We start from the raw sequence: 21,255 nt of genomic DNA on the forward strand, positions 1-21,255 counted from the left end.
CGTCAGGCTGCGCATTTGTATTTTCCGGATGTGTGCGGAACAGGCTTTGTCCTCTAGACACACGCTTTAGACGCCTGAGGGGCGAATGACCGACATGACGCACTTGCCCATGAGTGAAGCCGAACTGGAAATTGAAAAGCTGATGCAGCTTCATCCGAAGGGCTTTGACCTTTCGCTGGAGCGTATTACCGCTCTTCTTGAGAAGCTGGGCAATCCACATCGCCGCCTGCCGCCTGTCATTCATGTGGCCGGCACCAATGGCAAAGGCTCTGTCACGGCGTTCAGCCGCGCGCTTCTCGAAGCAGCCGGTCTTTCTGTTCATGTTCATACCTCGCCGCATCTGGTGCGCTGGCACGAACGATACCGCCTCGGCGTCCCCGGAGGCCGTGGTCGTTTCGTGGAAGATGCCGTATTTGCCGACGCATTGCGCCGCGTGGCTGATGCCAATGGCGGACAAAAAATCACAGTTTTTGAAATTCTGACGGCGGTGACGTTCTTGTTGTTTTCGGAACATCCGGCAGATGTTGCGATTATCGAAGTGGGACTTGGCGGCAGGTTTGATGCCACCAATGTCATCAACAGCCCGGCTGTCTCCGTCATCATGCCGATTTCGCTGGATCACCAGCCTTATCTCGGTGACAGAGTGGAACTGATTGCGGCCGAAAAGGCCGGTATCATGAAAAAGGGCTTTCCTGTCGTCATCGGCCATCAGCAATTTGATGCGGCTCTTGAGGTTCTGGTCGGTACGGCCGAGCGGCTGTCCTGTCCCACCACTGTCTTCGGACAGGATTACGGTGCCCATGAGGAATTTGGCCGCATGATCTACCAGGACGAATTTGGGCTGTCCGATCTTCCGATGCCGCGGCTTCCGGGCCGCCACCAACTTGCCAATGCCGCTGCTGCCATTCGCGCCGTTAAGGCTGCAGGCTTCGAAGTCAGTGAGCGCATGATGGAAAAAGCCATGCATTCGGTCGAATGGCCGGGTCGTTTGCAGAGATTGATGGATGGCAAACTGTTCCAACTGGCGCCAAAGGGTGCTGAATTGTGGGTCGATGGCGGGCATAATCCCGGTGCCGGTGAAGTGATTGCCGAAGCGATGGCCGGTTTCGAGGAAAAGCAGCCGCGCCCGCTGTTCATCATCGCCGGAATGATCAACACCAAGGATCCGGTTGGCTACTTCAAGGCATTTGCCGATATCGCCGAATATGTCTTTACCGTGCCGATTGGCGGAACCGATGCTGCAATTGATCCTGTCGTTCTGGCCCATGCCGCCTTTGACGCCGGATTGACGGCAGAGCCATCCTCGTCAATCGAGGAAGCGCTGCAGGAGATTCACGGCAGGCTGATGCTCGACGCACCGGCTCCACGTATTCTGATTGGTGGATCGCTCTACCTGGCTGGCAACGCGCTTTCTGCCAACGGCACACTTCCAGACTGACATCGTTCAGGCAGGTTTTGCGGTCAAACTTCCATTCAAAAGCTGCCGGAATGACTTGCATTGCATATGCGACGGGGCAGGGCACTCGGCGACGTGGCGCAACGTGTCACGCAACGTCGTCAGTGCGCGGATCTGTGCATCGATCTGATCCGCCTTTTGATGGAAAACATCGCGCGATATCTGCGGCAATCCATTCTGGCCAAACATTCCGGCAATGTCCTGCAGTGAAAATCCTGCTGACTTGGCCATCGCAATCAATTTGAGTTGCAGCAGGACCTCAGGCGGAAACTGTCGACGCAAACCTTTGCGTGACACCGAGGTGATCAGCCCGGCTTCTTCGTAATATCGAAGTGCCGACGGTTTGAACCCGCTACGCGCCGAAACTTCGCCGATATCCAGAAACTTCATACTTGACCTCAAGTTGGCTTGAAGTGGCAGCATGCTCCTCGTTCGTTATTCAAACAAGAGGCAAAGACATGCAGCAAACCAAAGTAAGTGAACAACAGCGAATGACAAAGGGGGTAGTTTTTACCCTCTCATTATCGATGTTGCTGGCATCGCTCGGCACCAGCATTGTCAACATTGCCTTGCCAGCACTGGCTGAGGCGTTTTCGGCACCGTTTGCAGAAGTGCAAGCGGTCGTGGTCATCTATCTCGCTGCCATGACAGTATCCGTCGTCATCGCTGGCAGGCTCGGTGACCGGTTCGGTTTAAAGCCCATGTTACAAACTGGCCTTGGCTTATTTTGCCTTGCCTCATTTGCCAGTGTATTTGCGCAAAATCTCTGGTGGCTGATTGCTGCACGAGCACTTCAAGGTATCGGCGCAGCTTTTCTAATGACGCTCTCCATGGCCCTGATGCGCCAAATGGCAAGCCAATCGCGGATTGGACGGGCCATGGGACTGCTCGGAACCGTTTCCGCTGTTGGTACCGCTCTTGGCCCCTCGCTTGGTGGCCTGTTAATCCCGGTGGCGGGATGGCAGGGTATCTTCTGGCTGCAGATCCCTGTCACCGCAATCGCTTTGCTGCTGGCAGTTGTAATCCTGCCTGATGACGTGGCGAGAAAACAAACAGCAGCTGCTAGCATGCGATCGGTGTTCAACGCTGCCTTGGTCGCCAGTCTTGTCATCAATCTTCTGGTCGCCGCAGTGATGATGACGACATTGGTTGTCGGCCCATTTTATCTCGGCCTCAGGCTGGAGTTGCAGATTAATCAGATCGGCTTTGTCATGGCGATTGGGCCGCTCCTGTCGATCATCAGCGGTGTGCCATCGGGTCGACTTGTTGATGTCTGGGGAAGCAGGAGAGTGTTGTCCCTCGGGCTGATCTTGTTGGCTGCCGGCGCTTTTCTTCTGGCTTTTCTGCCTAACACGATTGGGCTGGCTGGATATATTTCATCCATCATTCTGCTGACGCCGGGATATCAATTGTTCCAGGCGGCCAATAACACCGCAGCTTTGGCAGATGTGCCGAGAGAACAGCGCGGTACAGCATCCGGTGTCCTGACCATGTCACGCAATATCGGTTTGATTACCGGTGCATCGATTATGGGAGTTGTTTTCAGCGCCGGTGTCGGCACCAAAAATTTAGCAGATGCCACAAGTGAGGCCATAGGGCAGGGCATGCAGCTGGTTTTTCTATTCTCCGGCGCCATGATGATTACTGCAATCGCTGTTAATATAGCGGCAGGCAGGCGTAGACGGGAAAGTCTGACTCGCGAGCAGCCATAAAAAAAGCCCGGCATGGCCGGGCTTTTAATCTGTATTCTGATTGGAAAATCAGGCTGCGCCAGCAATCCAGGCAGAGAGCGCGCTCTTGGGGGCAGCGCCTACCTTGATGTCGGCCACTTCGCCACCCTTGAAAACGGCGAGTGTCGGGATGGAGCGCACGCCGAACTGAGCAGCAAGCTCAGGATTTTCATCGATGTTCAGCTTGGCAACCTTGACCTTGCCAGCCAGTTCATTGGAAATCTCTTCAAGGCTTGGTGCAATCATCTTGCACGGGCCGCACCATTCCGCCCAAAAATCAACAACGACAGGTTCGGAGGATTCGAGAACTTCCGACTGGAAGTTGGCGGTATCGACTTTAACGGTAGCCATCGCGGCTCTCCTTTCAGTGAAGCTTGTTGGCAAGCATGTGATGCGGCGCGGGCAGAATTTCAATGCCCTGTGTGCGGTTTTCCCGGTATCTCACTTTGTCTTGATTGCGGCAAGGGCCAGCGCGAGTTCTTTCTCATCCAGCGTCACAAGCTTTGCCGTTTCTGTGTAAACCAGCGCGCAGATGAAGGTTTTACCCGGATAGAGCGGCTCAAGAATGCGTTTATAGATGGCGAGCTGCGCCTTATGGGAATGAGGCGTGTCAACATTGCCCTTTGGCGGAACACGGTTGGTTTTGTAATCGATGAGGATAACGTGATCGCCATCCACCGCCAACCTGTCGATACGGCCGGAGACTGCATAGTCGGTTCTGCCGAGGGTGAGCGTTCCCATGATGGAGACTTCCGCACGGCTATTGGCTGAGAAAGCAGCTTTCAACTCCGGATTGGCAAAGACAGAAAGCGTGGTTTCGATCAGATTGTCGCGTTCGCGTTGGGGCCAGAAGCGGGCAGCACGCTCCACATACCGCAATGCAGCATCGCGGCGTTCTTCTTCTGCAAAATCCGGCAGCATCTGCATCATGCGGTGGATCAACCGCCCACGTTGCAGTGCTATGCCCGAAGAAGATGCCTTTTCCGTCGCAAACAATCGCGATGTTACGATCAGATCATCCGCACCATCATCGATGATTGTACCGGCACCGGAGGGGCTGAGAGGTCGCGGCAGATAGATCTGTGGTGGCAGCGGCTCGCCAAGTGCTGCCGGCAGCATGGGACTGTCATGATGTTGAACCTCTGGCGTGTCTTTTATTTCAGCAGATGCCCCGCCTGTACTTGCCCGCCATAAGAGACCACCCCATTCCTCGGCACCGCTTTTCAGCGTAACCGACTGGCAGCGTGTTTCATCCGAAGCAAGGCTTGCTGAAATCATTGCATGCCAGCAATCCGGATTTTCTTTCGGCCCGCGATATCCGCAGACAATCAAATGATCGGCAGCGCGGGTCATCGCGACATAAAGCAGGCGGCGATATTCCTCTTCCGCCGACATTTTCAGCCGCGCTTCGTCGGCTTCGGTCAGCGTATTGCTGAAACCTTTGCCGGGTAGCCAGACGGGGAATGAATTTTCTGTGGCTTCGATAAAACGAAGTTTCGGCAGATGACTGTGGTTGAAAGCCTTTGATGCGCCATCCACGAGGAAAACGACTGGCGCTTCCAGACCTTTGGACGCGTGCACGGTCATGATGCGTACTTCATTACGCTCCTTGTCCTGCTCACGTTTGACTTCCGGGGAGTCGGTTTCCAGCACGGAGATAAAAGATTGCAGACCCGGCAGGCCGGCTCGCTCATGGTCGAGTGCAAACGACAGGAATTCGTCCAGAACGTCACTCGCCTCATCACCAAGCCGCGCAAGGAACAGTCTGCGTCCTTCATAGAGCGCAAGAATGGCGGCAAAGAAGTCATGCACCGTTGCGGTTTTGGAAAGCGTTACAAAGCCCCGCAGACGTTCCATTGCTGCTTGATACGGCGAGCGACTTTCACCACTGCACAACCGCTGCAGGTGCTGCCAGACGCTTTCATTGTCCTCACGCTTCGCTGCTAAGGTAAAAATATCGTCTTCCGACAGGTTGAACAGCGGGCTTTTCAGAAGTGCAGACAGGGAAAGGTCATCCTGCGGCAAAAGCACAAAACGCCCCAGCGCCAGTAGATCCTGAATGGCGATGTGGTCGGTCAGCCGCAGGCGGTCGGCACCGGCAACAGGAATGTCGCGTCGTTTTTTCAGTTCGCGGGTCAGGGCGTTAACGAAGGCGTGGCGTTTGCGCACCAGAACGAGAATGTCACCCGCTTCAATCGGCCGGGTCACGCCTTTCTCGGTAATGGTTTGATTGCCAATCATCTCACCGATCCGTGCCGCAATTCGACGGGCTAAAACGGCAGGCGGTGCACTTTCTGGCAGCGAATCGAACGGTGCCGTCCAATCGTCTTCGGTGTCAGCTTGCTCGGCGGCAATCATCTCCCACACTTCAACAGTACCAGCCTGGCCGATGCGGTTGGAGCGATGTTCGACCGGCTCTCCCGTAAAGCTCAGGCCTTTGGCATTTTCCTCATTGGAAAACACCTGATCGACAGCCGACAGCACGTCTTCGGTGGAGCGGAAGGAAAGCGGTAGGCGCACCGGATGGAATACCTGCTCCACCGCCGTCACACGTCGATGTGTGTCGCGCCGCTCCTGCGCAAATCGCTCAGGCCTAGCTCCCTGGAAGGAGTAGATGGATTGTTTTTCGTCGCCCACGGCAAACATTGTGCGGCGTGTTTCCCGCGCCGTGCGACCATTGAAAAAATCGGCTGCCAGAGACTGGATGATGGACCACTGCACCGGGCTGGTGTCCTGCGCCTCATCGACCAGAATGTGGTCAATGCCCTGGTCCAGCTTGTAATGAACCCATGCGCCGGCTGTATCACGGTTGAGAAGTGTTGCAGCACGTTCGATCAGATCTTCAAAGTCCAGCTGACTACGCTGCTTCTTCAGATCCTCAAATTCAGCAATCAGCCTTTCTGCCAGCACAAGTGCAGCGCGGGTTGCAGATAGCATGCGCAGCGTGCGGTAGGTATTGCGGCAGGCCGCCACATGGTCCTTTACCGCGGCAAAAGCGTCACCCAGTTCCGGTGCTGCTTTCGACATCGCCTTGTTGAACAGGAAGGCATCGGTTTTTGGCGTGCCTTTTTCGGTCAGAATGGCCGCCTCGACAAAATCCATTCGTTTGACTGGGTCGCTTTCCTTGATCGCCAGCCGCAGCTGATAGGCAACCACTTCTGCACGCGCACCGCCAACCTCGTCGGCAAGCGTCAGATACGCGTCCAGCAATGCACCACTGAGATAAGGCAGCGGCCAGTACGCGCTCGCGGCATCCTGTTCGCTCATGTCGTCAGTAATAGCAAACTCACGTCGCAGTGCCGTATCGATACCACCGCTTTTGCGGGCCAGTGCCAGAAAGGCGTGAATAGGGTTGCGGCTGGCGACAATGGCGCTCAACAGACTTTCCAGCCCGGTCTCATCGCCAATATCCAGAACGTAAGCCAAAGCCTGTGAAAGCTCGCTGTCGCGATCACTGGAAACACTAGTCAACAGTGTTCGCCTTGCTTCGGCAAGAAGCGTAGAGGCGGCACGATCGTCAAGCACCGAGAAGTGTCCGGCGACATTTGCTTCCAGCGGAAACTGGTGCAGAAGCGCTTCGCAAAAGGCGTGAATGGTCTGGATTTTAAGACCGCCCGGTGTCTCCAGGGCGCGTGCAAACAACCGTCTTGCCTCGGCAAGCTTCAACCGATCCGGCTGCTTTCCTTCAATTGTTGCGATGCGGCGCGCCAGATCCTCATCCGGCAACGTTGCCCATTCCGCCAGCCGGTCAAACACACGGCTCGACATTTCAGACGCTGCAGCCTTTGTGTAAGTCAGACAAAGGATCGCCGATGGGCGGCAGCCAGCCAATAGCAGGCGAATAACGCGTTGTGTCAGAACGTGGGTTTTACCGGAACCGGCATTTGCAGACACCCAGGCCGAACCGAGGGGGTCTGATGCACGAGTCTGCTGGCTGACTGTCCAGTCGATCCAGCTTTTCGGATCGTCATTGGCCGGATTATCGATGTCTGTCTCGTAATGCATGGTATCACTCGCCATCGCCGTCTCCCGCCTCTGCGGTAGACCACTCGGAAACCCGGGCCAGATGGTCGTATTCGCCGCCATAGGTTTGCTGCTGCTCGGGAATGAGGCGTGAGGCGAAACCACGTTCGCCGCGTTGCAGAAGACCTACGAATTTTTCAAGCTGCTCAACTGATTCGATGGCCAGTTCCAGCGCCGACTTCGGCTGCTTTTTGGTAGAACGGGTCGAGTGTTCGTTGTTGACCTGTTCGGAAAGGAAACGTTCGCCGGGTCTCAAGCGCACGTAAACGAGGTTTTCCGGCTCCTGATTGCCAACATTACGAAACGCACCGCCTCGCAGTGCAGCGGCTTCCAGCGCCAATTGCGGGTCGAGCAGGGCGCGTGCCTGTTGTACGGAAGGCGACAGTCCGGTCTTGTAGTCGACAATGTCGGCCAAGCCATTTTTTTTCAGATCGATCCGGTCGGCGATGCCGGTGAGGCGAATACCGGCAAGTGGCATTTCCATACCTGCGGGAACCTCGGTGAAAGTACGCCGGATATCATGATGGCGTGCCTTTTCCCATTCGATGAAAGAGTTGGCGACGGCTGCAAACCGCTGCCGCCACACGACATCAATATGTGCGGGTAGATTTTCCGCATCAAAACATGCGTTTAGAATCTGGTGCATGGCCTCATATGAAGCCGGTGTGCCGGGAACATGTTCGGCTGCTGTATAGCGCTCGATAATGCGGTGATACAACGTTCCGCGATCAGCGGCGCCGGGATCTCGGTTAAACTCATCGACCGGATCAAGTCTCAGAATACGGCGTGCGTAAATGGAGTAGGGGTCACGTCGTAGTTTGCCCACTTCACTGAAAGAATAGCTTTTTGGTTGCAGTTCGGCCGGCGCAATTGGCGAGGGGCGTCTGGCCGGATCTTGCGACAGACCGCTATCCAGCAAGGCTGCCCATTGTCGGTAGGGTTCGCCACGCTCTTTCAGTTGTTTTGCGAAATTCGGCCCACCCAGCGCTAGCAGGCGCTGCAGCCAGCGGGAAGCCACAGATGGTGCCGAGCCCTGCCGCAGTGAGCGGGTATAGAATATGTCGCGCGTTCCATTGGCCATGTCGAAATCATGCGCTAACTGACCAATACGGCGCTCCGGTGGTTCCAGCCCAATGGCGGTTTTCATACTGCGCGACAGAAAGGGGTTGTTGGTGGTCTGGCCTGGCCAGACACCCTCATTCAGGCCACCAAGGATCATTGTATCCATGGTCTGCAGACGGGCTTCCAGTGCACCGAAAATAAACACGCGAGGATGGCTCATGGCGCGCGGCTTGGTCGATTCTCCCGCCACCAGCGCCATGACAATATCGATCCATTGCGGACCGTCAGCATCCAGAATGTCGCCGCTTTCCATCAACTCACCCAACAGGTTGGCAAGTTTGTCACCGGCCTCTCCAGACCACAGGGCCGCCAGATCTCCGTTTTCATCAACGCAGATCGCTTCCAGCACGCGGCCCGTTCTTTCCGCCCATTGTGACAGGGGCAGACGATCCGTCCGCGGCCTGCCATTTTTGCCTTCGGACAGGAAGGTAGAAGTCAGCGGTTCTATGGCTGGCAGAATTTTTTCTGCCAGCAGCGCTGCTTCTGTCGCAATCTCCTCCGGCAAAGCGCTGCGCCATTTCGGCGGATGGCGGTCTGTGCTGTGCTGCAGAAGCTGGTCTGCAAGCAGGCCGCTGATTGTGGCAATGTCGACTTCCTCGGTACCGCCACGCAAAGCCAGAAGCTCCAGGCCGGTCATGCCCTGATCGTGTTCTTCAACCGTAGCACCGAACCGTGCAAGTGGATGTTTGAGAAGCGAGACTATCGCGACAGGATCACCCGGCCGCAAAATGGCCTCCAGTGCCAGCTGCAGGATCGTTGATTGTGGTGTCGCTGTCAGTGGGGTACCGGCGGAATCGTCCGCTTCAATGCCAAATCGCGCAAGTTCGGTTGCCACCCGACGGGCAAGTGCACGGTCGGGGGTAATGAGTGCTGCCTGAGACTGACCGCCATGGCGACCGGGTTTTTCCAACGCGAGGCGTAACGCAATGGCAATTGCCGTGGCTTCTTCGCGCTCATTTGCCGTTTCAATAAGGCAGGCGTTTTCAAACGCCTCTTCGAAAATTGATTGAGGATTTTCATCCCGCCAACGACCCCAGTCGTCGGTGACCTGCGCAGGTGCCATGGCGGCAGAAAACACGGCAGCCCGTTTTTGAAGTGCTGGCGCTGGCGTTGAAAGGGCTTCCACGTCACGACGCAGCACGCCAAGTTTTTGCAACAGGACGAACAATCCATATTGTGGATGTGTACGGCTGGAAGGATCGTCCGGTTCGGTGGCAATCGCCAGCCAGTTATCTTCGGGCATGGTGGTGTCAAGACCCGGAAGTACGACAACACCTTGCGGCAGTCGGGACACGGACACGATCAGATCAGCCGCTGCCGGAATAGAGCCTGTGGAACCGGCAACAATAACCGGGCCGCTATCGTTAAGTTTTGAAAGACGCTGTGCCTCAGCTCGCAAAACTGAATTCATGTGCCGTCCAGACGAAGAACGGTTTAGCTCGTTCAGCCGGGCTGGCCAGAACTGACTGGCAATTCTGAGAAAGTCGGCTGTCAGTTGCCACCACTGCGCATGTTCGCTGGTGTCCAGTTCGCCCAGCCGTTCCCAATCCAGTTCCTCGGTGTCCATGGCATCAATCACCTCGGCCAGTGACCGGGCAAGCCAAATGGCATCGGCAGGGCTGGCGGGTGCGACAAGTGGCGAATCGGAATGTACGGCGCGGATCGCATCAGGCAGGCTGTTTCGCCAAGCTAGGATCAAACGGGCTAGTTCCAGAAGTCTTGCCGTGCCGGAAATTGGGGGAGCAAGATCAAGAAGCGCAGGCGTTTCGGCATCAAAAAAACCGCTATCGTCATCCGTTTCACCCAGTGGGCGAATAACCGGAAGAATGGCTGATTTTCCGCCGAGAAGATCAACAAATTCGGAGCGCAGATTACGGGCCGAACGACGGGTTGGCACGTAAATCGTCACCCGTGCCAGCGACAGGGGATCGGTTGGATCGTAACGGTAATCCGGCGTTAGTTGGCCATTGCAGAGTGTTTCCGCAAGCGTCTTCAGAAACGGGCTACCAGCGGCGATGGTAACGATGCGCTGATGATGAGCGGAGCCGCTCATGCCGCAACCTCGCGGTTAAAACGGCGGATCGTCATTTCTGCAGCTTCAATAGCATCCGGCGTACCAACCGTTATCCATTCACCATCTAGCATGATGCCAAACAGGCGGCCTGCTGCGATCGCCCGGTCGAAATAGATATTCAGATTAAAGGGTTCGTCAGGCGCATCGGCAAGCAACCGCGAATCCATGGCGATGGCACCGGCGTAGACGACAGGATTGTCATCTCCATCACGGTAACGTGCCAGGCGACCGTCGTCGTTGAGGTTGAAGTCCTTTTTGCCATTGTGGCCCGTCGTATGCTCCAGCGTGACGCAAAGCATGGCCATATCCATCCGATTGCTGTCAAAGAATCCGGCTAATTTTTCGAGCGCCGTCTGTTCGAGGTCAGGGCGTTCGAGCCAGAACAGATCCGCGTTCATCACCATGACCGGGCCGGCTGGCAACAATTTCAATCCTTTCGCCAATCCACCACCCGAATCCATCAACCTGTCGCGTTCATCCGAAATCAGGATATTTGCACGATCATAGTGTGCCAGATGCTGTTCCATTTGCCCGGCATGGTGATGTACATTGATGGCAATGGTATCGATGCCAGCCTGTGTCAGGGCATCCAGGGCATAATCGATCATCGGTTTTCCACCGATTGCCACCAGCGGTTTGGGTGTCGTGTCAGTTATAGGACGCAACCGGGTGCCAAGACCTGCTGCCAGAACCATTGCATTGCGAATTGTCATGTTGCCTGTTCGGTTTGAGACGTCATTTGTTCAAGCATGAGATGATCCGCAGACCACTCCACCGTTTTCGGTAGGATGCTTTAGAGAATGCCGATATCAGCCTTGATTAACCAGTCCCGCAAGGGGGAAAGCCGATCATTTTTTAATACGGCTTTAAGGTACTCCATCGTGCGCGGCATGTGGCGCATATATCCCGGTTTGCCATCCCGTTGCATCAAACGTACCCAGATGCCGGCGAGCTTGCAATTACGCTGTGTCGCCATAATGGCAAAGGTGTCGTGGAACTTCGTTTCATCAAACGTCGCGTCCTGCTGACGGCGCAACACAAGGTAACGTTCGAGAAGCGCGTCTGACAGATCAGGACGTATGGTCACACGTGCATCTTGCACCAACGACGCTACGTCATAGGCGGTTGGCCCGATCATCGCGTCCTGAAAATCAATGATACCGACCTTGCCCGCACCGGTTCTGTCATTACGCCAGATAATGTTTGGAGAATGAAAATCGCGTAGCAGCAAGTTTGTCTCGCTGTCGGCAAGCTGGTCGATCAGATCGTCCCAGATTGCAAAATATTCGTCACGCTCATCCCGGGATGCGGCAGACCCACGTTTCCACGGCAGATACCAGTCGATCAAAAGCGACACTTCCACTTTCATGGCGGCGCGATCGAAGCCGGGTATCGAATAGGTTTCGCTGTCATCAACCGGCAAAATGTCGGGTGTTTTCAACGCATGTATTCGGGCAAGACAGGCGACGCTTTCCAGATAACGTTCCGCTATCGGGTTGCCCACTTCATCGAGAACCCCTTCGCGACCGAGATCTTCCAGCAGCAACAGCCCCTTGCCGATATCGGCGGCGTAAATGGCCGGTGCCGACAATCCATTGCGGGAGAGATAATTGCCTATAGCGATAAAGGCCGGTGGCGTTTGTGCAATATGGGCAATTTCCGCATAGGTCTTACCGTCCTGGATAACAGCACCTTTGGGCGGTGTCGGCCAGTCCATCAGGATTAGGTTAGGTCCGTCTTGAGGCAGAATGGTTTCATAGGCACGAGTAGACGCGTCACCTGTCAGAAAACGGCGTTTAGCCGTTCCATGACCAGCTTTTCCGAGAAAATCCGCGATATCCAAAACACGCTGCAGACGGTCAAGAATACGGGTTGGGCATTCCAGTTGCGCAATACGCCCGGTGCCGGAATGCTCCAGCTGCAACGTAAGCAGGCTGTCGCGCGGTAAATCCTCTGCTGCAATATCCGGCCACTCTATAAGGCAAATGCCATCTTTCAGCATTTCATCCAGCCCGAGTTCGTCCAGTTCACTGACGTCCGACAGGCGGTAAAGGTCGAGATGGTGGACAGGTATGCGCAGATTGTAGCTTTGTACGATGGTGAAGGTCGGGCTTGGAACTTCAAGCTCTTCGTCTTCTGCCATGGCGCGGATGAATGCCCGCGCCAATGTCGACTTACCGGCTCCGAGATCTCCGACCAGAGCAATACAATCGCCGGGTTTCAAGGTCAGGGCAAGTTGCTCGCCCAGCCGCATCGTGTCCGCTTCTCCTGCCAGTTGGATATGCATGGTCGCGGACACGGGTTTGCTCACTCTGCAGCGATAGAGTGCGGGTTGATGTAGGACGGGATACGGCAGGTCACGACCGTGCCTTTGCCCGGCTTGCTGTCGATATGCACTTCACCCTTATGCAGGCTGACAAAGCTCTCGACGATCGAGAGACCAAGACCGGCACCACTGCGACGGCCGCCATTGCCACGGCTTGAGAAACGATCAAACACCGTCTTCAAAACGTCTTCTGGAATGCCCGGACCCTTGTCGGAAACCGAGAAGACAAAATCGCTGCCATTGCGGTTGCAGCTCAGCAGGATTGTCGAACCTTCCGGGGCAAAATTGGCTGCATTGGTCAGAAGCTTGATCAGGATCTGCTTCAGCCGCTGATGGTCGGCAACCAATGTACCGAGCTTCACCGGTGCGGCAATTTCCAGCTCGACATTGCTTTCATGCAGCTTGTCGGTGATCTGTTCAGCCACGTCGTCCAGCAAAGAGTTCAAGTCATTTTCGCTGTATTGCAGCTGCATGATACCGGCGTCCACGGTCGCCAGATCGAGAATGTCATTCACTATGGTCAACAGCACGGACGACGATGTCGAGATATGATCGATATATTCACCCTGCCGATCGTTCAGCGTGCCGATGCCCGGCGTCTTGAGCAGATCGGTAAAGCCAATAATATTGGTCAGCGGTGAACGAAGTTCGTAGGAGACGTGCTGGACGAAATCGTTCTTGAGTTCATCGGCTTTCAACAGTGCGTCGTTCTTTTCTTTCAACGCCCGCTCTGCTCTGACGCTGTCAGTCATGTTGACGAAGGTCAGCATGGTCTGTGCGTCTGGCAATGGAATGATTGCATAATCGAGCACCAGCCCGGAAAGCAGTTCCAGCGTACCCTGTTTGGAGCGCCGTTCATCATCAAAGCTGGTGATGAACTGGCTGAATTCCCGCCAGCCATCTGGCTTTTCATAGGATGCAGAGCAAGCCTTTTCGATGGCCTTGATGTGAGTGCCCGGTTCTGCCTGTTCAGCAGTGACGCCCCATAACGCACGGAATGCCGGGTTGCACAGGCGGATGCGCCCATCCGCACCAAACACCGCAACGCCTTCGGCCAGATGGTCGATGGTCTCGCCCTGTACCTTGACCAAGGTATTGTAACGGGTCTGCAGGTCCACCTGTTCAGTAAGGTTTTCAAACACCCAGGTTGCGCCGCCCTGCGGATGCGCAGTTGCGATAACCCGCAGTGTCTGGCCGTTTGGCAGGTGCCAGAGATCGGTCTGTGTATCCAGCGAACGATAAACCGAGAGGGCAGATTCTTTCCAGCTCTTCCAGTTCAGTTCTTCCGGCAGCTTGCCGGCTAGTCGCAAACGGTCAAACAGTTCGGAATTGTCAGGATGGCCTTCAAGGAAAACGATATCCAGTTCCCAGAGACGCGCAAATGCCTGATTGTAGAACTGAAGTCGTTGCTGGCCGTCGAAAATCGCCACCGGCGTTGCCAGATGATCGAGCGTTTCGGCATGGCTTTTCAGCGTACGTTTCAGCTCTTCACGAATGGCCTCGGCCTGCGATGTATCAATCGCAATACCGGCAGATCCGCCGGGTGTCTTGACATCGACCACATCAAAGAACGTGCGGTTGCCGTTCACGACTGTGGAAATCCGGTCGGAGAACGGCGATTCCGGCGTGGTGACGGCGCGGATTTTTTGGCGTGTCACGGTGGTCAGAAGTTCACGCTGTTCCTTGACGGCATCGGCGGCATTGCTGGAATCGACCGACTTGCCATAGGCGTGGTTAACCCAAAGCAACTGGCCATCGCTGTTGCGACGCCAAACAGGCTGTTCAAGCGCGTCGAGCAGTTCTTCAAAAGCATTGATGGAAGACAGCAGTCTTTCGCGCTCGATCCGCAGTTCCGCCAGTTCGGCGCGCAGATTGCTAAGCGCAATAAAACGGGCAAATGCCTTGCCACCGGAAACGCGACCCTGAACCTCGATAACTTCATCGCGGTGGGTTTCAATGGTCAGGTCAAAACTCTGCGCATGGCTGCGCAGCTTTTCAATTGCCTTCTCAAGCTGGCTGGCTGAGCCGGATTTCAACCAGCGGCCAAATGCCAAGAAATCGGCATCATTTTGCGGAGCACCGGTCTCAATAGGAAGCTGCCCGATAAAATCTGGGCGCTTGCCGGTATTTTCCCAAACCACGATTCGGCGGCTCTTGTCGGAAATCAGTGCCTGATAGGTATCAATCTTCTGGTTGGCATCGGCAAGCGCTGTGCGGTAATCGCGGCTTTCCGCCTCGATATTGCCGCGCTGACGCACCAGCCAAACAACCGACAGCAGACTTGCTGCCAAAACGCCAATCACCAGCGAGAAGCCGATGGTCTCGCTGGAGGAGAACAGCCGCTCTCCGCTGGTAATGATGTTTGTTTCCTGTGCCTGCGCAACACCTGCCAGCGTCGTGCCGGACAGGAATGCAACAAAGCGACCACCGAAAACAGAAACCCGGTTACGAGCCGTGCGATAGAACCGCACATGCGCGCCGGATTTTGGTGTGGGGCTTGTTTCGCCCACGTTTTTTTGTACCCGCAGAAGCGAGTTTTTTATCTCTACCGACATTTCCGGTCTGTCTCCGTCCGTTGTGCCGCTCATCGACAAGACATCCCATTTTCGCGTGACGTCCGATCGGAAGCCTCACGAATCAAGAGCTTAAACAATACTGCCTTAGGGAATCTGCGGGAAGGGACTGGGCCAAAAAAGAAATGGCCCGCTTTGTCAAGCGGGCCATCACTATATATTGTGGATAAATTTGATATGGTTAATATCTGTAGTGCTCAGCCTTGAATGGGCCCACTTTTGATACACCGATATAGTCGGCCTGAACGTCAGAAAGTTCTGTGAGCTTCACGCCAAGCTTCTCGAGGTGAAGGCGGGCAACCTTTTCATCGAGGTGCTTCGGCAGCACATAGACGTCGTTTTTGTATTCGCCTGGCTTGGTGTACAGCTCGATCTGGCCCAACACCTGGTTGGTGAAGGACGCCGACATCACGAAGGATGGGTGACCTGTGGCATTGCCAAGGTTCAGCAGACGACCTTCCGAAAGAAGGATCATGCGGTTGCCCTTGGCAAACTCGATCATGTCGACCTGTGGCTTGATGTTGGTCCACTTCAGGTTCTTCAGTGCAGCAACCTGGATTTCGTTGTCGAAGTGGCCGATGTTGCCAACAATCGCCATATCCTTCATCTCGCGCATATGCTCGATGCGAATAACGTCCTTGTTGCCGGTTGTGGTGATGAAGATGTCAGCGGAAGAAACAACATCTTCCAGACGGACAACTTCAAAACCATCCATAGCGGCCTGCAAAGCGCAGATAGGGTCGATTTCGGTAACCTTGACGCGGGCGCCAGCACCCTGAAGCGAAGCAGCCGAACCCTTGCCAACGTCGCCGTAACCGCACACGACAGCAACCTTACCAGCCATCATCACGTCGGTAGCGCGGCGAATACCATCAACCAGCGATTCCTTGCAGCCGTACTTGTTGTCGAACTTCGACTTGGTAACGCTGTCGTTGACGTTAATCGCCGGGAAGGGGAGAAGACCCTTTTTAGCCAAGTCGTACAGGCGGTGAACACCTGTGGTGGTCTCTTCGGTCACGCCCTTGATTGCGTCGCGCTGCTTGGTGAACCAGCCTGGCGATGCCTTGAGGCGCTTCTTGATCTGTGCAACGAGAATTTCTTCTTCTTCAGAGCCCGGGTTGGACAGAACGTCTTCGCCAGCTTCTGCGCGTGCGCCGAGCAGGATGTACATGGTAGCATCGCCGCCATCGTCCAGGATCATGTTGGATGGCTCGCCGTCGGTCCACTGGAAGATTTTGTCGGTGTATTCCCAGTATTCCGTCAGGCTTTCACCCTTGATCGCAAAAACAGGAATGCCAGCAGCGGCAATAGCGGCGGCCGCATGGTCTTGCGTGGAGAAAATGTTGCAGGATGCCCAACGAACATCAGCGCCGAGTTCCTTCAACGTCTCGATCAGAACAGCAGTCTGGATCGTCATGTGCAGCGAACCGGAAATGCGTGCGCCCTTGAGCGGCTTGGAAGCACCGAATTCGCTGCGGCAGGCCATCAGACCCGGCATTTCGGTTTCGGCGATATCGAGTTCCTTGCGGCCAAATGCGGCAAGATTGATATCAGCGACGATATAATCTTTGGTTTCAGTGCTCATGCGTTTCTCCAGATCAGTGAGGTGCGATCCGCACCCCTTGGTGGCAACTGTTGGCCAAGGGGTGTATCAGGCTTAAACCAATCTGGCAATAATGATATAAAGAAGTCTTTATGTCTTTATATGACTTTACGCTTCTTCACCGAAACGGTTGGCAACCAGCGCGTCGAGAGCGGCAAGCGCCTCTTCAGCCTGATTGCCACTTGCTTCCACAAGCACCGTGCAGCCAGGGCTGGCTGCCAGCATCATAAGACCCATTATCGAGGTTCCGCCAACCGTCATTCCGTCTTTTGAAACGGTGATCTCGGCGTCAAATCCGTCAACCATCTGCACGAATTTTGCCGAGGCACGGGCATGCAGGCCGCGTTTATTGATAATCAGCAATTCGCGCGATAATGGCGACATGGGTGTGAAATGTCCGTTATTTTCCGCTCAAGACGCGGCTGGCAACATTGATGTACTTGCGGCCCGCATCGGATGCTTCCTGCAGCGCCTTGTCCATATTGTTCTCACCGCGCACGCCGGCCAGCTTGATAAGCATAGGCAGGTTTACACCGGCAATCACCTCGATTGGACCATTATGCATAACGGAAATCGCTAGATTTGACGGTGTACCGCCGAACATGTCGGTCAGGATGATAACGCCGTTTCCATCATCTGCACGCGCAACGGAATCAAGAATATCCTGCCGGCGCTGATCCATGTCATCTTCCGGGCCGATTGAAACCGCTTCGATCAACTTCTGCGGACCTACGACATGCTCTACCGCATGACGAAATTCTTCAGCCAGCTTGCCATGAGTGACAAGCACAAGTCCGATCATGAAATGCTCCCTTGCACACGCATTCTAATTGCCGACTACCGCAATGCCGCAATTCTGTCCACCGGTGGGTAGCCATCTTGGTGATGAAAACAGGAATCGCAAGTCCAAAAATGAGGCAATCGACGCATTTGTCTTATGCATAAAGCGAATTGCTTACCAATGTCCTGAACCTGGCAAGCGGATTATGGCATTGCAGCGGAATTCGTGTGACGGGCAATTGCCCGCCACAGGGCAACGCATACATCTCGTTTTCCGGCGGCAGTCGCTCATGCGTGTCGTTTGGCGCCAGAACCATCACCGCATAATGCAATGTCGCCTTTTCAATGCTGTCCAGCCGAACAATACCGCTGCCGCGCAACTCCAGCAGCCCTGCAATTGACACAGGGCGTTCAGCGATGATTGTGCCGTCCTGCTGCTGCGAGACAAAAATCTGGTCATCGGCAATCAGTGCCGAGGATTGCCCGGCATAACGGGCTTCCGTCAGAAAAGCGAAGGCCAGGGACGATTTTCCGCTGCCGGATGGTCCAATGAATAAAATGCCGATTTCATCGACGGTGATGGCGGTCGCATGAAGATTGATGCGATCAGCGCTCATGATGCTGTTCAGCGCTAGGCAGGCTCAGGGTAAAGCGTGCACCGGTTATCAAGCCGTGCTGGTCGAGCATGTTTTCTGCCTTCAGAGTGCCACCATGGGCTTCGGCAATCTGGCGGCTGATGGAAAGTCCAAGGCCAGAATTCTGACCAAAGTCTTCCGTCGATGGCCGGTCGGTGTAAAAACGCTCGAAAATGCGGTCGATATTTTCTGCCTGAATGCCAGGACCATTGTCTTCGACGCGGATCACACAACGATCCCGGTGCCGGTAAAGATGCACGAAGATCCGACCATTGTCTTCAGGTACGAAAGAGCGCGCATTCTCGATCAGATTGGTGACGATCTGGCCAAGACGCAGGTCATGGCCGTTGACGACAAAGTTGGTTTTGACGCCAGCCTTGTGATCTGCCTTGTATTCGATTTTGACGGCTTTTTTCTTGGCACTGATTTGCTGAGAAATCTCGACAAGGCTTTTGACAAGCACTTCCATATCAACGGGATTGGCATCGGCACGGGCAAGTTCGGCATCAAGACGCGAGGCGTCGGAAATGTCGCTGATCAAGCGGTCAAGTCTACGGACATCGTGGAAAATGACTTCCGTAAGGCGCTGTTTAGATTGTTCCGTCTTGGCCAGTGGCAGGGTCTCAACCGCACTGCGCAACGAGGTCAGCGGATTTTTCAATTCGTGGCTGACGTCGGCAGCAAAGCTTTCGATGGCATCAATCCGGTCATACAGCGCCGTCGTCATTTCGCGCAAGGCAATGGAAAGGTTACCAATTTCGTCCTGACGGGCAGAGAAGTCAGGGATTTCCTCGCGGGTGCGGGCACCGCGACGCACACGAATTGCGGCAGCTGACAAACGGCGCAAAGGTGTGGCGATGGTCGAAGACAATAGCAATGACAGCACAATGTTGACCAGTGTCGCGATACCGAACACGCGCATGATCGCCAGACGCTCGGCGTGCACAATCTTGTCGATGTCACCCGCCTGTGTCGACAACAGCAGAACACCAAGAACTGCGCGGAAACGCTGTACCGGCACAGCCACCGACACGATCAGTTCACCCTTGTCCGTCACCCGCACCACCGCGCCACGAACACCGGTCAATGCGTTCATGACCTCGGGGTAGATCGAGCCATCACCACCAGGCGCTTCTTTGTATTGAGGAAGACTGCCGGATTGCAGCATGCGGTTAAACAGGCTGGCGAACCAGTCACCCCAGCTTGTCGTTTCATTGGAAACTGGCGGCAGATCAAAACGCAGGACCTGGCCGCGCGAATAAAGGTGGCGCGAATCAAGCAGCAGGTTTGCATCCGCGTCAAACAGGCGGGCGCGTGTGCGGGTAGGGGAAATCAATCGACGTAGAACCGGGGCAACTCGTTCCGGATTGATCGGGAAGCTCAGGTCCTCATCATTGGGAACAGGCGTAATGCTCTGGCCCGCTTGTAGTTCAAGCAACTTTTCCGGATTGATGGTGATCGAGTTGGTATCAACGGACGCCGATGCGGAAATCGCACCGGCAATGATTTCTCCCTGCGTCAGCAGACTTTCGACGCGGGCGTCGATCAGACCTTCACGGAACTGATTGAGGTAGAGAATACCGCCAACCAGAACGACGGTCGCCGCCACGTTGAAAAACAGGATACGGCGAGTAAGGCTGGAAAACACCGCATTGCCGAAGATCCGTCGAATGAGCGTCAACGGGTGAATACGGTGGGGGCGATCCTGCAAACGGTCGTCCGCATCCATATTCTGCGCGTTGTTCTCAAAGGTTTGCTTCAGCAATTCCTGTTCCTTTTCACCGCCCAAGTGAAGAAGGCCAAAACCTCCAGGGTTTTCAGCCTTTTCTTCATCAGCCCCTGAAACCAGTCGCTTTGGACTGGCCATAACAGGGCGGTAACCGTCTCAAACCGGACGTTCTTAGTAGCCCGTTTAGGCCGCTTCGCGGAAGCGATAGCCTACACCATAGAGCGTTTCGATCATATCGAAGTCAGTGTCAACGACCTTGAACTTTTTGCGAAGACGCTTGATGTGGCTGTCGATGGTACGGTCGTCGACGTAAACCTGCTCATCATAGGCAGCATCCATCAGCGCATCACGGCTTTTGACCACGCCTGGACGCTGTGCCAGCGAATGCAGAATGAGGAACTCGGTTACTGTCAATGTTACCGGCTCACCCTTCCATGTGCAGGTGTGACGTTCCTGATCCATGGCAAGTTGGCCGCGTTCCAGAGTACGGGCCTGCTGGTCAGCGGCGGATTTGGTGCCGGGTACGCCACTTGCGGCGGCCTCACGGCTGCTGGCGCGGCGCAGAATAGCCTTTACGCGCTCCACAAGAAGGCGCTGCGAAAACGGCTTGGTGATAAAGTCGTCCGCACCCATTTTAAGGCCGAACAATTCGTCGATCTCTTCGTCTTTCGAGGTGAGAAAGATAACAGGGATATCAGACTTCTGGCGAAGGCGACGCAACAACTCCATGCCGTCCATGCGGGGCATCTTGATGTCAAAGATGGCCAGCTGCGGCGGACGGGCCAGAAGTCCATCCAGTGCCGATGCGCCATCGGTATAGGTCTCGACCTTGTAACCCTCGGCTTCGAGGGCGATGGAAACGGATGTCAGAATATTCCTGTCGTCGTCCACAAGGGCAATTGTCTGCATAGTGTTTATCTCCATCGTCATCTTCTCTCTCGACATCATACCCAGCCAGGTTGGAGCGCCGTGAGCGTGTTCATGAGTATAAAGGTGGAACAAATTGTGGCAAAGAAAAAGGATGCGACATCGTGCAATCTTCCAAACAGTCGTTTGCACCCGTCCTAAACGCGAAAATCTGCGATTGTTTAAACGATTTAAAATGAAATAAAATATTCTAAATCGATTAATATATTGAATTTATTGATGTATTTTAAAAGATGCTCTTGCGTTTCCGAAAAACGGGTCATACGCTTGCGAAAAT

At 54.9% G+C, this 21,255-nt stretch carries 15 protein-coding genes; 2 read left to right on the forward strand and 13 right to left on the reverse strand.

The window, feature by feature from the left end; translation table 11 throughout:
* The first annotated feature begins 85 nt into the window (after window positions 1–85).
* Window positions 86–1,438, forward strand: a complete 1,353-nt coding sequence (locus tag PYL13_RS01455; protein WP_441296614.1) for a bifunctional folylpolyglutamate synthase/dihydrofolate synthase — start codon at window positions 86–88, stop codon at window positions 1,436–1,438.
* A 6-nt stretch (window positions 1,439–1,444) separates the two neighbouring features.
* Here the strand turns inward: PYL13_RS01455 and PYL13_RS01460 are convergent, their stop codons facing one another.
* Window positions 1,445–1,846, reverse strand: a complete 402-nt coding sequence (locus tag PYL13_RS01460; RefSeq protein ID WP_275643451.1) for a helix-turn-helix domain-containing protein — start codon at window positions 1,844–1,846, stop codon at window positions 1,445–1,447.
* A 68-nt stretch (window positions 1,847–1,914) separates the two neighbouring features.
* Between PYL13_RS01460 and PYL13_RS01465 the strand changes: the two genes are divergently transcribed.
* Window positions 1,915–3,168 (forward strand): MFS transporter, encoded by a 1,254-nt coding sequence (locus PYL13_RS01465; protein ID WP_275643452.1) that lies wholly within the window; start codon window positions 1,915–1,917, stop codon window positions 3,166–3,168.
* A 48-nt stretch (window positions 3,169–3,216) separates the two neighbouring features.
* Here the strand turns inward: PYL13_RS01465 and trxA are convergent, their stop codons facing one another.
* The 12 genes from trxA to chvI all read right to left on the reverse strand — a co-directional run bounded on the left by trxA (window position 3,217) and on the right by chvI (window position 20,960).
* Window positions 3,217–3,537 (reverse strand): thioredoxin, encoded by a 321-nt coding sequence (gene trxA, locus PYL13_RS01470; RefSeq protein ID WP_192490614.1) that lies wholly within the window; start codon window positions 3,535–3,537, stop codon window positions 3,217–3,219.
* Window positions 3,538–3,627: 90 nt separating this feature from the next.
* Window positions 3,628–7,206 carry a double-strand break repair helicase AddA gene (gene addA / locus PYL13_RS01475; protein ID WP_275643453.1) on the reverse strand — a complete coding sequence of 1,193 codons (3,579 nt, stop codon included), beginning with the start codon at window positions 7,204–7,206 and terminating at the stop codon, window positions 3,628–3,630.
* Entirely contained in the window at window positions 7,196–10,384 is a 3,189-nt protein-coding gene (gene addB / locus PYL13_RS01480) for a double-strand break repair protein AddB (protein ID WP_275643454.1), read from the reverse strand. The genes addA and addB overlap by 11 nt, the downstream gene beginning before the upstream one ends.
* Window positions 10,381–11,118 carry a nucleotidyltransferase family protein gene (locus tag PYL13_RS01485; protein WP_275643455.1) on the reverse strand — a complete coding sequence of 246 codons (738 nt, stop codon included), beginning with the start codon at window positions 11,116–11,118 and terminating at the stop codon, window positions 10,381–10,383. Before PYL13_RS01485 ends, addB begins: the two co-directional genes overlap by 4 nt.
* An 80-nt stretch (window positions 11,119–11,198) precedes the next feature.
* On the reverse strand, window positions 11,199–12,692 hold the full coding sequence (gene tsaE / locus PYL13_RS01490) for a tRNA (adenosine(37)-N6)-threonylcarbamoyltransferase complex ATPase subunit type 1 TsaE (protein ID WP_275643475.1): 1,494 nt from the start codon (window positions 12,690–12,692) through the stop codon (window positions 11,199–11,201).
* Window positions 12,693–12,712: 20 nt separating this feature from the next.
* Window positions 12,713–15,286 (reverse strand): ATP-binding protein, encoded by a 2,574-nt coding sequence (locus tag PYL13_RS01495; protein WP_441296653.1) that lies wholly within the window; start codon window positions 15,284–15,286, stop codon window positions 12,713–12,715.
* 199 nt (window positions 15,287–15,485) lie between these two features.
* Window positions 15,486–16,889, reverse strand: a complete 1,404-nt coding sequence (ahcY, locus tag PYL13_RS01500) for an adenosylhomocysteinase (protein ID WP_192490617.1) — start codon at window positions 16,887–16,889, stop codon at window positions 15,486–15,488.
* Window positions 16,890–17,015: 126 nt separating this feature from the next.
* Window positions 17,016–17,291, reverse strand: a complete 276-nt coding sequence (locus PYL13_RS01505; protein ID WP_192490618.1) for an HPr family phosphocarrier protein — start codon at window positions 17,289–17,291, stop codon at window positions 17,016–17,018.
* Window positions 17,292–17,307: 16 nt separating this feature from the next.
* On the reverse strand, window positions 17,308–17,709 hold the full coding sequence (locus PYL13_RS01510; protein ID WP_192490619.1) for a PTS sugar transporter subunit IIA: 402 nt from the start codon (window positions 17,707–17,709) through the stop codon (window positions 17,308–17,310).
* 133 nt (window positions 17,710–17,842) lie between these two features.
* Complete coding sequence (locus PYL13_RS01515) at window positions 17,843–18,304, reverse strand: HPr kinase/phosphorylase (protein ID WP_250984118.1); 462 nt, start codon at window positions 18,302–18,304, stop codon at window positions 17,843–17,845.
* Complete coding sequence (locus PYL13_RS01520) at window positions 18,294–20,051, reverse strand: stimulus-sensing domain-containing protein (protein WP_405049461.1); 1,758 nt, start codon at window positions 20,049–20,051, stop codon at window positions 18,294–18,296. The genes PYL13_RS01515 and PYL13_RS01520 overlap by 11 nt, the downstream gene beginning before the upstream one ends.
* 183 nt (window positions 20,052–20,234) lie before the next feature.
* A complete protein-coding gene (gene chvI / locus PYL13_RS01525; protein ID WP_192490622.1) occupies window positions 20,235–20,960 on the reverse strand; it encodes a two-component system response regulator ChvI in 726 nt (241 codons plus the stop codon).
* Window positions 20,961–21,255 lie beyond the last annotated feature (295 nt).

The organism is Agrobacterium sp. Azo12 (assembly GCF_029193765.2).
Classification (GTDB): Bacteria; Pseudomonadota; Alphaproteobacteria; order Rhizobiales; family Rhizobiaceae; genus Agrobacterium.

What these genes read in the sequence shown, in the direction of transcription:
- PYL13_RS01455 (WP_441296614.1), top strand. Translation starts at nt 86, where the DNA reads ATGACCGACATGACGCACTTGCCCATGAGTGAAGCCGAACTGGAAATT.
- PYL13_RS01460 (WP_275643451.1), bottom strand. Translation starts at nt 1,846, where the DNA reads ATGAAGTTTCTGGATATCGGCGAAGTTTCGGCGCGTAGCGGGTTCAAA.
- PYL13_RS01465 (WP_275643452.1), top strand. Translation starts at nt 1,915, where the DNA reads ATGCAGCAAACCAAAGTAAGTGAACAACAGCGAATGACAAAGGGGGTA.
- trxA (WP_192490614.1), bottom strand. Translation starts at nt 3,537, where the DNA reads ATGGCTACCGTTAAAGTCGATACCGCCAACTTCCAGTCGGAAGTTCTC.
- addA (WP_275643453.1), bottom strand. Translation starts at nt 7,206, where the DNA reads ATGGCGAGTGATACCATGCATTACGAGACAGACATCGATAATCCGGCC.
- addB (WP_275643454.1), bottom strand. Translation starts at nt 10,384, where the DNA reads ATGAGCGGCTCCGCTCATCATCAGCGCATCGTTACCATCGCCGCTGGT.
- PYL13_RS01485 (WP_275643455.1), bottom strand. Translation starts at nt 11,118, where the DNA reads ATGACAATTCGCAATGCAATGGTTCTGGCAGCAGGTCTTGGCACCCGG.
- tsaE (WP_275643475.1), bottom strand. Translation starts at nt 12,692, where the DNA reads ATGCATATCCAACTGGCAGGAGAAGCGGACACGATGCGGCTGGGCGAG.
- PYL13_RS01495 (WP_441296653.1), bottom strand. Translation starts at nt 15,286, where the DNA reads ATGTCGGTAGAGATAAAAAACTCGCTTCTGCGGGTACAAAAAAACGTG.
- ahcY (WP_192490617.1), bottom strand. Translation starts at nt 16,889, where the DNA reads ATGAGCACTGAAACCAAAGATTATATCGTCGCTGATATCAATCTTGCC.
- PYL13_RS01505 (WP_192490618.1), bottom strand. Translation starts at nt 17,291, where the DNA reads ATGTCGCCATTATCGCGCGAATTGCTGATTATCAATAAACGCGGCCTG.
- PYL13_RS01510 (WP_192490619.1), bottom strand. Translation starts at nt 17,709, where the DNA reads ATGATCGGACTTGTGCTTGTCACTCATGGCAAGCTGGCTGAAGAATTT.
- PYL13_RS01515 (WP_250984118.1), bottom strand. Translation starts at nt 18,304, where the DNA reads ATGAGCGCTGATCGCATCAATCTTCATGCGACCGCCATCACCGTCGAT.
- PYL13_RS01520 (WP_405049461.1), bottom strand. Translation starts at nt 20,051, where the DNA reads ATGGATGCGGACGACCGTTTGCAGGATCGCCCCCACCGTATTCACCCG.
- chvI (WP_192490622.1), bottom strand. Translation starts at nt 20,960, where the DNA reads ATGCAGACAATTGCCCTTGTGGACGACGACAGGAATATTCTGACATCC.